Genomic DNA, 12508 nt, shown 5'->3' on the forward strand with positions numbered 1-12508 from the left:
CCTGCGCGGCGCTCGCGCCCGCGGGTACGTAGCCCGCCACGCCCGCCGCCGTGGCCGCGCGCGACTGGCTGCCCAGCGCCACGCCGTCGGCCACCGTCACGCTCGTCGCGTTGCCCAGCGCGGTCGCGTTGGCCACCTGGATGTTGACGCCGTTGCCCAGCACGAAGGTGTTGCTCGCGCCGCTGCCCAGGGTGTTGTTGTTGCCCACGCTGTAGCTGTTGGCGCCGTCGATGACGCTCGGGTCGCCGATGGCGCCGCTGTTGTTGCCGTTGACGGTGTTGCCGGTGCCGATGCTGATCGACTGCTTGCCGCTGGCGACAGCCCCGTCGCCGATCGCGATGCTGCTGTCGGTGCTGGCCCTGGCCTGGTTGCCGATGCTGATGGTGCTGTTGGCGCCGACGTTGTTGCCGGACATGGTGCCGATCGCCACGTTGTTGTTGCCGGTGACGTACTGCCCGGTGGTGTTGCCGAAGGCGGTGTTGCTGTCGCCGTTGACCGTGTAGCCCGCGAACGCCCCGGCACTGGTGTTGCCCTGGCCGGTGACCGTCCAGCCCGAGTAGCCGCCCAGGCCGGTGTTGTTCGAGCCGTTCACGTCGAGGCTCGAATTGACGCCGATGCCGGTGTTGTTGCTGCCCTGTACGCGTCGGCCGGCCTGGGTGCCGATGCCGGTGTTGGCTCCGCCGGTCACGTTGAGGCCGGCATCGCTACCGAGGTAGGCGTTCTGCACGCCAGTGACGTTCTGCCCGGCGCGGGCGCCCACGGCGACGTTGTCGCGGTTGCCGGCCGCGGCGCTCAGGCCGGCTTGCCAGCCGATCATCACGTCGCCCGTGCCACCGGCGGCTGCGCTGGTGCCCATGGCGATGGCCTGTGCGCTGGTCGCCGAAGCACCGGTGCCGATGGCAAGCGCGTTGGACTGGTTCGCCGATGCGCCGGTACCGATGGCGAGGGTGTTCGACTGGGTCGCCCTTGCGCCGTTGCCGATGGCGGTGCTTCCTGCTCCGGTGGCCGCCGTGGCCGTGTTGCCGAACAGCAGCGCACCGGAGCCCAGCGCGGCCGCCGCCGCGGTCGCCACGGCCGGCCAGTTGGGCGATGCGCCGGTTCCGTCGTCGGGCAGGCCCTTGATGATGGCGTAGCCGCCGCTGCCGTTCGGTACGTGGCAGGTCCAGGTCGCACCAGGTCCGCCCTGGGACATGCACAGTGAACCGCCGTTGACGCTCTGCCCGGCCCAGGCCGTGCCGGCAGCGGCCAGCGCTGCCGCCGCGGCGACGAGCGTGGTGCGGGCTGCGCCTCGGGCGCCCCGGGTGCGCGTCGTTTCGGCGGCGGCCACGAAGGCTCCGAGGGCCTCGCTCCAAACGGAGCGGTAGATTCTGTTCATCACGAATATCCAGTTAAAGGCGCCTGCCGGGCCGTGGCCGCCAGCGCTTCCTGCCAGTCGATCGCCTCCGGTTCGCCGGCATGCCGAAGCGGCTGGCAATCCCGGGGCGGGAAGGGTGCGGATGATTCGTGAAGGGGGTTCAGGCTCCCAGTCGAATGCGAGATTTCGCGAGAAATCCCGCCGCTTTTTGCGCCGAAATGTGACCTTTTGCTAACATTTCTGCATCTGCGCGACTGCTCGAATTCGTCAGATTCTTCCGGTGTGGCATCAACCAGAATTCAGCGTTCCCAGGTAGCAAGGTATTCAATGCGCATCGCGATCGTCGAAGACGAACTCTCCCAGCAGGCTCTTCTGATCCGCACGCTGGAGCAGCAGCTGGAGCGCGAAGGAACGGTGCACTGCCAGGGTTTTTCCGACGGGCTCGCGCTGCAGCGGGTCCTGCGGCGCGAGTCTTTCGATCTGGTAATCCTGGACTGGTCCGTCCCCAGCATGGACGGCCTCGAGCTGCTGCGCTGGCTGCGCGTTTGGAAGGGGAGTTCGGTTCCGGTGCTGATGATCAGCTCCAGGGGCTCCGAAGACGACGTGGCCGAGGCGCTGAATTCCGGCGCCGACGACTACATCACGAAGCCCTTTCGCCCGCTCGAACTCCGCGCCCGCGTCCTGCGGCTGGTGAAGCGCAGCAAGCCGCAGTCGCCCGACACGCCCCTGAGCATCGGCCGCTGGACGCTCGATCCCGTCGGCCATCTCGTGCATTACCGCGAGGCGGCGGAGGCCGAGCCCGAGAGCTACACGCTGACCAGCCGCGAGTTCAACCTGACGCTGCTGCTCTTCAGCCGGTTGGGCCAGACGGTCTCGCGCGCCCATTTGCTCGAGACGGCCGGCTACGAGACCGAGGAGGCGCCGTCGCGCACGCTGGACAGCCACGTCTACCGGCTGCGCAAGAAGCTCCACCTGGATGCGCGGCGTGGAATGATCCTGCGCACCGTCTACGGGCAGGGCTACCAGCTTGGCCTCGCGGAGGAAGAGCGTCCGTGACGGTGCGAAAGCAAGCAGGCCGCCGACGGCTCGCGCCGATGGTGGCATTCGCGGCATGGGTCTTCAGCGGCTGCCTTGCGGCCCAGCCCTCGCACGTGGTGCGCTCCGGCGACACCCTGTGGGGCATCTCCGGCCAGCACTACCGGCAGCCGGGCCGCTGGCCCGAGATCCAGCAGCGCAACAACGTGGGCGAGCCCAGGCGACTGCAGCCCGGCACGGTGCTGTACTTCGCCGATGGCCGCCCGCTGGGCGAAGGCGAGGCGATGGTGCTCGCCGTGACCGGCCAGGCCTGGCAGCGGCGCGCCGGCAAGCCCGATGTGCCAGTGGTCCAGGGCATGCCGGTGCAGGCGGGTGACACGCTGGCGACCGCGCCCGATGCCTTCGTCACGCTCGGGCTGCCCGACGGCAGCCGCTCGGTTATTCCGTCGAGCAGCACGGTCGAGCTGCAGACCGTCGGGCGCGACCGCGTCGGCCTCAGGCTGCTCGGCGGCGGGATCGAGTCGCAGGTGCACAAGCGGACCGCCGGGCAGGAGTTCCACATCCGCTCGCGCTCGCTGGTGCTCAGCGTGCGGGGCACGCAGTTTCGCGTGCGCGAGCAGGGCGGGCGCACGGTGGGCGAAGTGATCGAGGGCAGCGTGGCCGTGCGCGGCTTGCAGCAGCCGCGGCAGATCGTGCTCGAAGCGGGGCAGGGCAGCGTGTTCGACAGCGGCAGTGGTGGCGACCCGGCTGGCGCCGAAGTCCGCACGCTGCTCGCTGCGCCGAGGTTCACCAGCCGCACCGTGTCGCCGACCTCGCCCGGCATCGAGCTCGAAGAGGTGCCCGGCGCGCAGGGCTACCGCTGGCGCATCGCGCAGGACGATTCGATCCTCGCGCCGCTCGTCGAAGGCTTCAGCGCGGGCACCTCGCTCGCATTGCCGAAGGACCTGCAGCCCGGCTTCTACTACCTGCGCGTCGCCGCCGTGGACGCCGCCGATCTCGAAGGCATGCCGGGCGAGCTGCTCTTCTACATGCCTTCGCCGACCGGGTCGGTGCGATGGAAGGACGACGGCCGCGTCGAGCTGCTGTGGTGGGGTTCGCCAGGCAAGCGCTACCGGCTGGAGATCTCGCGCGACCCCGACTTCGCGACCCGGCTCGTCGACATGCAGGACATGCAGGCCGGCAGCGCGATCGTCGGGCCCTTTGTGCTGGGCGGGCGCTACCATTGGCGCGTCAGCGAGACAGAAGACGGAACGCACTACGGGGAGCCATTCACCGGCGGCAGCATCGACGTGCCCGTCCGATGAGTTTTCATCGATGGACCATGCGATTGCGAGCTCTGGCAGCGCCACTGGCGGCGCTGATCGTGTTTCCGGCCCTGCTGGTGTGGCTGGCCCAACGTCCCGGCCTGGAACAGCTGGATATGCATTTCTACGACCGCGCCCTTCCGCTGGCCGCGCAGTCGCCTTCCCCCGAAATACTGATCGTCGCCATCGATGAGCCGAGCCTCGCCGCGCTGGGCAAATGGCCCTGGCCGCGCGAGACGCACGCGAAGCTGCTGGACCGGCTCGCCGATGCCGGCGCAAGGTCGGTGATGCTCGACCTGCTTCTGATGGAGCCCAGCGAAGACGCCGCGCAGGACGAGCGCCTCGCGCAGGCCATGGAGCAACTGCCGGTGTACCTGCCCCTGCAGGCCAACCGCACGCCCAGCATTCCGCGCGTGGCGCCCGACGAGTTCCTCACGCCGCTGCCCATGTTCCAGGAGCGCGCAGCGGGCGTCGGCCATGCCGAGCTGGTACTCGATGCCGACGGCATCGCGCGTAGCCTCTTCATGCGGCTGGGGCCGCCGGACAACGCGCGGCCCTACATCGGCTTGCTCATGGCGGGGCGCGTGCCCCCGTCATCGCAGTCGCGGGGAATCACCGATGCCGCGGGCTGGCGCTATGCCGACCGCCTGCTCATTCCCTATGCGGGGCCGCGCGGCAGCTATCGCACCGTGCCCTACGTGAACGTGCTGCACGGCGAGCTGTCACCGGAGTTCCTGCGTGACAGGATTGTCCTGGTGGGCAGCACCACGCCGGGGCTGGGCGACCAGGTCGTGGCGCCGCTGGCGGGGCATGCCCAGCTGCTGGCCGGTGTGGAAGTCCACGCCAACGCCATCGACCAGCTCATGCACCGCCGCTCCATTCGTGTGCCGGGCTGGCTGGAGAGCTATCTCTGGATCGGCCTTCCGCTGTGGTTGGCCGCGTGGCTCTTCTGGCGCTTCGAAGGCGCGGGTCTGACGCGGCTCGCTGGCGTGGCGCTGGGCACTGTCCTCGTCAGCCTGGCTGCGCTCTACTGGCTGCGCTGGTGGCTGGCGCCCGCAACGCCGGTCGTGGGGCTGCTGGCGCTCTACCTGATCTGGAACTGGGGCCGCCAACGCAGCCAGCTGCGCTACCTGCAGCAGCGCGCCGAGCTGCTGCAGGCACTCCCGGCCGGCGCCTTCGAGCTGCCGCCCGCCGACTGGCGCCAGCCCCGGCACGCGCTGCCTTCCAACCGTGTGCTCGACCGCGCGATCTCGCGCATGGTCGGGCTGCAAGTGCTCGCCGAATCCACCATCCAGGCGATGCCGGTCGGCGTGCTGCTGTGCGACGCGCAGGGGCTGGTGGTGGGCAGCAACGCTGCCGCCCGAGAGCTGCTGAGCGTGGCGAATTGCCCCGAAGCTGCGGCGCGGCAGCTGCAACACCTGCCGGACCTGCTGCGCTCGATGCGGCCGCAGTCGAAGACGCTCGCGCATACCGACGGTGCGCCCCCGGCGTGGATCGGGCAGGTCCACGGCGAGTACACGACGAAGGACGAGCGCCACTTCCAGCTGCTGATCGCGCCGGTGATTCCGGGGGCGGCGCCCGCTCCATCGGGCTACATCGTGGCACTGGCGGACCTGACCTCCGAGCGCCGCGCGCAGCAGCAGCGCGAGCTGTGGCATCGTTTCCTGTCGCACGACCTGCGCAACCCGCAGGCCAGCATCCTCGCGCTGATCGATCTGGAAGAACTCGATGCGGGCGCCTCGCCGCTTTCGTCGGCCATCCGGCGCGAGGCGTTGCGCACGCTGCAGCTGGCCGAGGAGTTCCTCGACGTCTCGCACGCCTGGACCGGCAGCTACAGGTTCACGCCCGCGCACCTGGGTGCGCTGCTCTTCGACGTGCGTGATCAGGTCTGCGCATACGCGGCCCGCAAGCAGGTGGAGCTGGTGCTGAGGATCGCCGACGAGGACGAGGAGATCGAGCTCAACGTCGACGCAGCCCTGCTCACGCGCGCAGTCGTCAACCTGCTGAACAACGCGATCAGGCACAGCCCCTCGGGCTCCGTCGTGCAGCTGTGCCTTGGCGCCGACGAGCGGGAGGTCGCGATTGCGGTGATCGACGAGGGAACGGGGATGAGCGAGGCGGCCTTGCAGCAGTTGCTCTCTGGAACCAACGAAGCCTCGGTCGGCCAGCCTTCGGGTGAGCAGGGCGTTCGCTCCCACGGGCTGGGCTTCGAGTTCGTGCGCACGGTGGTCGCGCGCCATGGCGGCGCGATCGACGGCACCGCGGCTCCCGAGGCCGGGAGCACCTTCTGGATGCTGCTGCCGCGCCAGGCCTGATTCAGGCTGAGGTCGCTTCGCAGCGGGGAGCAGTAGTCGAAGCCGAAACGGCAGAGGCGCCGCGCCGCTGCACCGCGACGAGCTGATATCCCTGCCCGTACACCGAGCGCAGCAGGAACCCGTGCTCCCCATGCAACCCGAGCTTGCGGCGCACGCTGGAGGCGCAGGCGTCCAGCGCCCGGTTGCCTTCGCGCCGGGTTGCCGCGCCCCACAGCGAGTTCCACAGCCATTCGCGCGCCAGCACCCGCCCCATGTTCTGGAAGGCCTGCAGCGCGAAGGCGAACTGGCGCGGCTGCAGGTGGATCTCGTCGTCCTTGAACTGCACCATGTGGCTGTCTTCGTGAAAGCGATAGTCACCCCACTCGCTGGCGCCGTGGGCGTGGCCGACAGGCGTCGGCATGCCGTCGCGGCGTGGCCGGGCGAGTGCGCACACCAGCCAGTCGAGCTCCGCGTCGGTCATGCGCGATACGTCCGCGCCGAGCATCGCGGCCGGCGCGGTGGCGTTGCCCTTGGGCGAAAGCAGCTCCCAGTGCCCGTCCGCGACGGTGAGCAGAACGGGCATGCCGAGCACCTTGCACACGGCGATGAGGCCGCTGCGCAATGCCTCGTCGTGCTGGCTCACCAGCAGCAACGCGAAGCGCTTCCCGTCGCCGAGCGCAACGAGCACCTCGTCCGCTTCGGCGAACGCCAGGCACTCATGCCCCATTTGCCGCAGTCTTTGGTGGAGGCTCGCTCCCTGTGGCCCCTTCGTGCAGAGGAGTGCCAGCGGCAGGGCGCCGGCTGTGTCGAAGCTCATGATCTATGGATGGATTCCCGTGAATGTGCCCGGCAAATGGGGCGGCATCTGGTAGATCGTTGTCGAAATGAAAGAACGGCAAAAGCCTGCCGTGAGATTTAGTGAACATTCAGTTCGATCGGCGACGCGAAGCGTGACTTTCTTGCGCCGACGTCGGTTGCTCTGTGAATGAGTGTGCGGCGCCGGGAGGAATGTGCGCGCCTGAATCTGATGAAGTCTCGCAATGCGCTTCGCCCACCCGGCCCTGCGTGGCAGCATCCGCATCCGGTCAATATGACCGGGGGAGTGAGAGAGAAATGAAGTGGATCGTGACGGCGTTCCTGGCGCTGGTGTTCGGCGTGCTTTCGTTCAACGCGTTCATCGCCAACGACCTGAGCCGCCAGGCAAACGGCAACCGCATCATCGGCATGCTGGTCGACCTTTACGGCTGGCTCATGGCGAACATCGGCGCGGTGCCCTCGGGCATCCTGTTCGCGGCTTGCGCGGCAGGCATTGTGGTGCTGGCGTTCAGGGACGGCAGGAAGGAAGACTGAGCGAGACCGCGGCCGGCGCGATACGACCCGCCGCTCAGGTCTGGATGTAGCCGATGGGGCCGGCTGCAGCCGGCGCCACCGGCTGCGGCTCGCCCAGCATTTCGCGCAATGTCGATTCGATGGTGCGCGACATCGCATCCAGCGCGAGGTCGTTGGGCTGCGTGCCGAAGGGCTCCTCGATCTCCGCGCCCAGCGCCTCCAGCGCGAAGAAGGTGTAGGCGATGAAGGCGACCACCACCGGCGTCATCGGGCCGATCGCATCCACCAGCCCGAAGGGCAGCAGCACGCAGTACAGGTAGATGGTGCGGTGGATGATGACGGAGTAGGTGAACGGAATGGGCGTGCCCGCGATGCGCTCGCAGCCGCCCAGTGCTTCGGTCAGGCGGCCCAGCGGGTGCTCCATGGCCTGCGCGAGGGTCGGGTCCAGCCGGCCTTGCTGGCGCTGGTCGCGCAGCCATTCGCCCACCATCAGCAGCAGGACGGCCGGCTTGAAGTGCGTGGTGCGCAGGCGCACGCGGTCTTCCTCGGGCAGCAGCCGGGCGAGGTCGGCAGAGGGATCGGTGCCCCGCAGCTGATGGCGCAGCGCATGGACGAAGGCGATGAGTCGCATCGCGGGCGTCTTCGCGTCCGAGGGCGCATCCGTCAGCGTCAGCGCCTGCCGGACCAGCGTGCGTGTCTCGTTGAGCAGCGTGCCCCAGAGCGTGCGCGCCTCCCAGTAGCGCGAATAGCTCGTGCTGTTGCGAAAGCCCAGGAAGATGGCCAGCGTCAGGCCGATGAGCGAGAAGGGCACGAAGTTGAGCGGCACCTTCCACTGGAAGAGCCTGCCATGCAGCACCGTCACCAGCACCGCGAAGGCGGTGGTCCACAGCAGCTGGGGGGCGATGTCCGACAGCACGGAGCCGCGCCATACGAAGAGCATGCGCAGCCAATGGGGGCGGGGTCGGACGATCATCGGCGGGGATTATCCCCGCGACGCCGCTGCAGGGACTACAGGACGAACCAGCCCACCGCCACATAGTGGCTCGTGGTCCCCGCCAGCACGAACAGATGCCAGGCCCCGTGCGCATGTTTGAAGCCCGAGCGGTTGCGATAGAACACCGTGCCCGTCGTGTAGAAGGCGCCGCCGACCAGCAGCCACACCAGTCCCGCCGTATCGAGCCGCGCGGCCAGCGGCACGGCGGCCAGCACCACCAGCCAGCCCAGTCCGATGTAGATCGGCAGCGACGGCTTCTTCGGCGCGCCGTTCTTCGCCGGAACCAGCTCGCGCCGGATACCGAAGAACGCCGCGCCCCAGATAGTCGCCAGCAGCAGCAGGCCCCAGGGGCCTTGCATCGTGACCAGTGCGAAGGGTGTGTAGGTGCCGGCGATCAGCAGGAAGATGGCGCAGTGGTCCGCGCGCTCGCACATGCGCTTGAGGCGCCCGCGCGTGCTGTGGAAGAGGGTGGAGGCGGCATAGAGCGCCACCGCCGAGAGAGAGAACACCAGCGCGCCCGCGATGCGCGCGGCGTCGCCGGTGGGCACTGTCTTGATGAGCAGCAGCGCCATCGCGGGCAGAGCGAGCAGCAGGCCGAACAGGTGGCTGTATCCGTTGAGGCGTTCTCCGGGGTACATCGTGTTCGCCGCCTGCTTTCGCTCCCGGCCTCGCTCAGCGGCCCGTTTCCTTCAGGTACGTCTTGCGTGCGGCGAAGGCGGTGTTCGCGAAGTCCGAGAACACGCCGTCGATGCCCGCGCGGAAGTACGCGAGGTACTCGGCCGTCGGGTCGCCCTTGTAGACGCCGGCGAGGTACTTCGCTTCGTTGCGGAAGGTGTAGCTGTGCACGAAGAGGCCGGCCTTGTGGGCATCGGCGATCAGGCTGGTGGGCTTGATGGTGTTCACGTCGGCCAGGCCCTTGCCCGCAACGAAGGGCACGATGGTGTGGGCCATGACCTGCGGCTTCCACGGGCCGATGCCGTCGGCGTAGGTCTTGACCTCGGCCAGGCCGGCGGGGGTGAGCATCTCGCCGAACCACTTCGGGTTGCCGGCCAGCGTCCAGCTGTAGGGGCGGCCGTCGACGAAGGTGTAGACGTCGTTGGTGACGTAGATCATCTCGCCGGTCTGGTAGTTGACGTCGTTGCCGTCCACCAGTTGCACCGCGCGGGCCTTCATGCCGGCCGAGCGCAGGTACTTCAGGCTCTCGGGCTCGAAGCTCTGCACGAAGATCGGCGCGTCCTTGCGGTTGAGGTCGTTGAAGTTCATGACCTTCAGCAGCGCGTCTTCCAGCGGATGGCTGCCCGCCGGGCCGCAGCCGTTGGCGATGGCCTGCGCGTTGTTCCAGATCGGGTTCTTGGTTTCCGGGTACACGGTAAGCGTGCGGCCGGTGGAGGCGCTCTTGGCCTTGGCGATGTCGATCAGCTCCTGGAAGCTGATGATCGGCAGCTTGCCGTTGAGGTCGGTGGGGCGCTGGTCCTTGGCGTCGTAGGTGGTGCCGCGGATCCACTGGCGCAGCTCGTCCATCGTGAAGTCGGTGATGGACCAGTCGTTGGTGTGGTCCTCGCCGTCGACGATCAGCGACTTGAGCACCGACTTCGGATCGTTCGGGTCGGTCAGGTCGCTCAGATACTGGGCCGGGCCGTTGGCCGCGATCGGCGGGTACTTCACATTGACCAGTACGCCGGGCACGGTGCGCTTGCGGCCCGCGACGGTGGTGTTGGTCTTGGCGACCTCGGCGATGTTGGTGTTGTCGCTCAGCCAGGGGTTGTGGCGCGCGACCAGCACGCAGTCCTTGGTGAGGTGCAGGTCGGTCTCGAGCGAATCGGCGCCGGCGTCGGCGGCGGCCTCGTAGGCGGTCTTCGTTTCTTCCGGATACAGGCCCGGCAGGCCGCGGTGGCCGATGACCAGGGGCACGGAGCCGTCGAGGGTGCCCAGCGGCGAGGGAGCTGGCGGGGCCGGCGTGGGAGCCGGGGCGGGTGCCGGCGGGAGCACCGGGAAGGAGACGCCACCGCCACTACCGCCGCCGCATGCGGTCATCAGCAGGCTGCCGCCGACGACCGTGATTGCTGCGATGGTTGCGAGAACGGGACGGGGCGCAGGCGCGGGAACGCTCTTTTTCATATGTGGTTTTCAGGTGTTGTCGAAGAAGAAACGAAAGCCGCCGGATGCTAGGTTTGCCCCATGACGGGACAGTGACCAGCGGGCGCCCTCGAAACTTCCGCTGAAACAGCCTGAAAACCAGCGTCGGGTCAGTGCGGGATCAGGCCCGCGTGCCCACCAGAACGGGCTGGAAGAAGGCCCCGTCGACGCGCCGCACGTCCTTCAGCCCCGCCTCCTGCATGAGCTCGCACAGCCTCGTCGTCGAGATCGCGTAGTAGCGCGAGCGCATCACCCGCGTGCTCACCGCCCGCGTGGCGAGGTCTTCGGTGACGAAGAAGAAGCCGAGGTCGTAGTGCCCGCCCTTGCCGCCGTCGTCGAAGTCCCAGACCTGGAACAGCACGTGACGCTTGCCGTTGTCCACGCGCGCGCCGTAGTGCTTCACGAGGTTGCTGCCGCGCTCTTCCTTCGCGTAATCGCGCACGCTGACCACGCAGCCGCCGCCGGGGCGCAGGCAGGCCGTCATCTGGCGCAGGGCGGTCAGCAGGTCGGCGTCGGTCTGCAGGTGCGGCATCGAGTTGTCGCAGGAGATCACGATGTCGAAGCCACCGCCGTGGTGCGTGTGCGCCTCGCGCATGTCGCACACCGAGACGTTGATGTCGAGGCCGCGCTCACGGGCCTCGTTCCGCGCGCGCTCGACCTCGTTGGCCGACAGGTCCGAAGCCGTCACCGCATGGCCGATCGCCGCGAGGCCGAGCGTCTGCGTGCCGATGCCGCACGACACGTCGAGCACCTTGCGGCTTGCATCGGCGCACGGCCATTCGGCCTCGATGAGCTGCGAGAGCTTTTCCCCCTGTACGCGGATGCTGTCGTTCCAGTCCGGATAGATCAGGTGATAGAGCGGGGCGAGTTCGTCGTAGAAGTGATCGGTCATGCGCCCATTGTGCGGGGCACTCGCCGGCTACCTCGGCACCTTGCCTGTGATGTCCGGTGCGCGGAGGAAATCGAAGTCCACGCCCTTGTCGGCCTGCGTCACGGTCTGCAGGAAGAGCTTCCTGTAGCCGCGCTCGGCGGTGGGTTCCGTCACCGGCGATTCCTTCGCGCGTCGTGCCAGCTCCTCGTCGGTCACCAGCAGCGAAATCTCCCGGTTCGCCACGCTGAGCCGGATGCGGTCTCCGCTGCGCACGTGGGCGAGCGGTCCGCCGATGGCCGACTCGGGCGTCACGTGCAGCACGATGGTGCCGAAGGCGGTGCCGCTCATGCGGCCGTCGGAGATGCGCACCATGTCCTTCACGCCGGCGCGCGCGAGCTTGCGCGGGATCGGCAGATAGCCCGCCTCCGGCATGCCCGGCGCGCCCTTGGGGCCGATGTTCTTGAGCACCAGCACGTCGTGTGGCGCCACGTCGAGCTCGTCGCTGTCGATGCGTCGCGCCAGGTCCTCGGCGTTCTCGAAGACCACGGCACGGCCTTCGTGCTCCATCAGTTCAGGGTTGGCGGCCGACTGCTTGATGATCGCGCCGCCCGGCGCCAGGTTGCCCCACAACACCGCGATGCCGCCCTGCGGATAGATCGGCTGCGCGGCCGTTCGCACCACGTCCTGCGCGAAGCCGGGACCGGCGCTCTCGATCTCCTCGCCCAGCGTGCGGCCCGTGACCGTGAGCGCGTCGAGATGCAACAGCGGCTTGAGCTCGCGCAGCAGCGTGGCCATGCCTCCGGCGGCATGGAAGTCTTCCATGTAGTGCTGGCCCGAGGGCTTCAGGTCGAGCAGCACCGGCGTCTCGCGGCCCATGCGGTCGAGCGCGTGCAGGTCGATGTCCAGGCCCATGCGCCCGGCGATGGCCGCGAGGTGCACGACGGCGTTGGTCGAGCCGCCGATGGCCAGCAGCACGCGCATCGCGTTCTCGAAGGCGGCGGGCGTCAGCACCTTGTCGATGGTGAGGCGCTCGCGCGCGATCCGCACCGCCTGCGCGCCGGTCTGCTCGGCGATGCGGATGCGGTCGGCCGTGACCGCCGGCGGCGTGGCCCCGCCCGGCACCGTCATCCCCAGAGCCTCGGCAATGCAGGCCATGGTGCTGGCCGTGCCCATGACCGAGCAGGTGCCCAC

General features: G+C 68.7%; 11 protein-coding genes. 4 read left to right on the forward strand and 7 right to left on the reverse strand.

Translation table 11 applies throughout. From position 1 onward, the window contains the following. Positions 1-1375 (reverse strand): ESPR-type extended signal peptide-containing protein (locus QMO14_RS31390; protein WP_301511979.1); only part of this gene is annotated, 1375 nt, incomplete at its 3' end. A 306-nt stretch (positions 1376-1681) separates the two neighbouring features. On the opposite strand from QMO14_RS31390, the gene QMO14_RS31395 reads away from it, so the two are divergent. Genes QMO14_RS31395 through QMO14_RS31405 form a run of 3 tightly spaced genes read left to right on the forward strand, consistent with a single transcriptional unit; the run spans position 1682 to position 6008 of the window. Then, positions 1682-2410: a response regulator transcription factor gene (locus QMO14_RS31395; RefSeq protein ID WP_301511980.1), complete on the forward strand. Its 729-nt coding sequence runs from the start codon at positions 1682-1684 to the stop codon at positions 2408-2410. Then, a complete protein-coding gene (locus QMO14_RS31400) occupies positions 2407-3693 on the forward strand; it encodes a FecR domain-containing protein (protein ID WP_301511981.1) in 1287 nt (428 codons plus the stop codon). Before QMO14_RS31395 ends, QMO14_RS31400 begins: the two co-directional genes overlap by 4 nt. Positions 3694-3710: 17 nt before the next feature. After that, positions 3711-6008, forward strand: coding sequence for a CHASE2 and HATPase_c domain-containing protein (locus QMO14_RS31405; protein ID WP_301511982.1), 2298 nt, complete (start codon positions 3711-3713; stop codon positions 6006-6008). A 1-nt stretch (position 6009) separates the two neighbouring features. Here the strand turns inward: QMO14_RS31405 and QMO14_RS31410 are convergent, their stop codons facing one another. After that, on the reverse strand, positions 6010-6714 hold the full coding sequence (locus QMO14_RS31410; protein ID WP_301511983.1) for a winged helix-turn-helix domain-containing protein: 705 nt from the start codon (positions 6712-6714) through the stop codon (positions 6010-6012). A 386-nt stretch (positions 6715-7100) separates the two neighbouring features. On the opposite strand from QMO14_RS31410, the gene QMO14_RS31415 reads away from it, so the two are divergent. Then, entirely contained in the window at positions 7101-7337 is a 237-nt protein-coding gene (locus QMO14_RS31415; protein ID WP_301511984.1) for a hypothetical protein, read from the forward strand. Between the two features lie 34 nt (positions 7338-7371). On the opposite strand, the gene QMO14_RS31420 is transcribed toward QMO14_RS31415, so the two are convergent. The 5 genes from QMO14_RS31420 to QMO14_RS31440 form a co-directional block, all read right to left on the reverse strand. After that, positions 7372-8289 carry a bestrophin family protein gene (locus QMO14_RS31420; RefSeq protein ID WP_301511985.1) on the reverse strand — a complete coding sequence of 306 codons (918 nt, stop codon included), beginning with the start codon at positions 8287-8289 and terminating at the stop codon, positions 7372-7374. A 35-nt stretch (positions 8290-8324) separates the two neighbouring features. Beyond that, positions 8325-8948 carry a hemolysin III family protein gene (locus QMO14_RS31425; protein WP_301511986.1) on the reverse strand — a complete coding sequence of 208 codons (624 nt, stop codon included), beginning with the start codon at positions 8946-8948 and terminating at the stop codon, positions 8325-8327. 34 nt (positions 8949-8982) lie between these two features. Further along, on the reverse strand, positions 8983-10428 hold the full coding sequence (locus QMO14_RS31430; RefSeq protein WP_301511987.1) for a glycerophosphodiester phosphodiesterase family protein: 1446 nt from the start codon (positions 10426-10428) through the stop codon (positions 8983-8985). Between the two features lie 139 nt (positions 10429-10567). Further along, positions 10568-11338 (reverse strand): class I SAM-dependent methyltransferase, encoded by a 771-nt coding sequence (locus QMO14_RS31435; RefSeq protein WP_301511988.1) that lies wholly within the window; start codon positions 11336-11338, stop codon positions 10568-10570. Positions 11339-11365: 27 nt separating this feature from the next. Further along, a partial coding sequence (locus QMO14_RS31440) for a dihydroxy-acid dehydratase (protein ID WP_301511989.1) occupies positions 11366-12508 on the reverse strand: 1143 nt, incomplete at its 5' end.

Origin of the sequence: Variovorax sp. CAN15, assembly GCF_030462475.1 — a bacterium.
In the GTDB taxonomy this organism is placed as follows: Bacteria; Pseudomonadota; Gammaproteobacteria; order Burkholderiales; family Burkholderiaceae_C; genus Variovorax.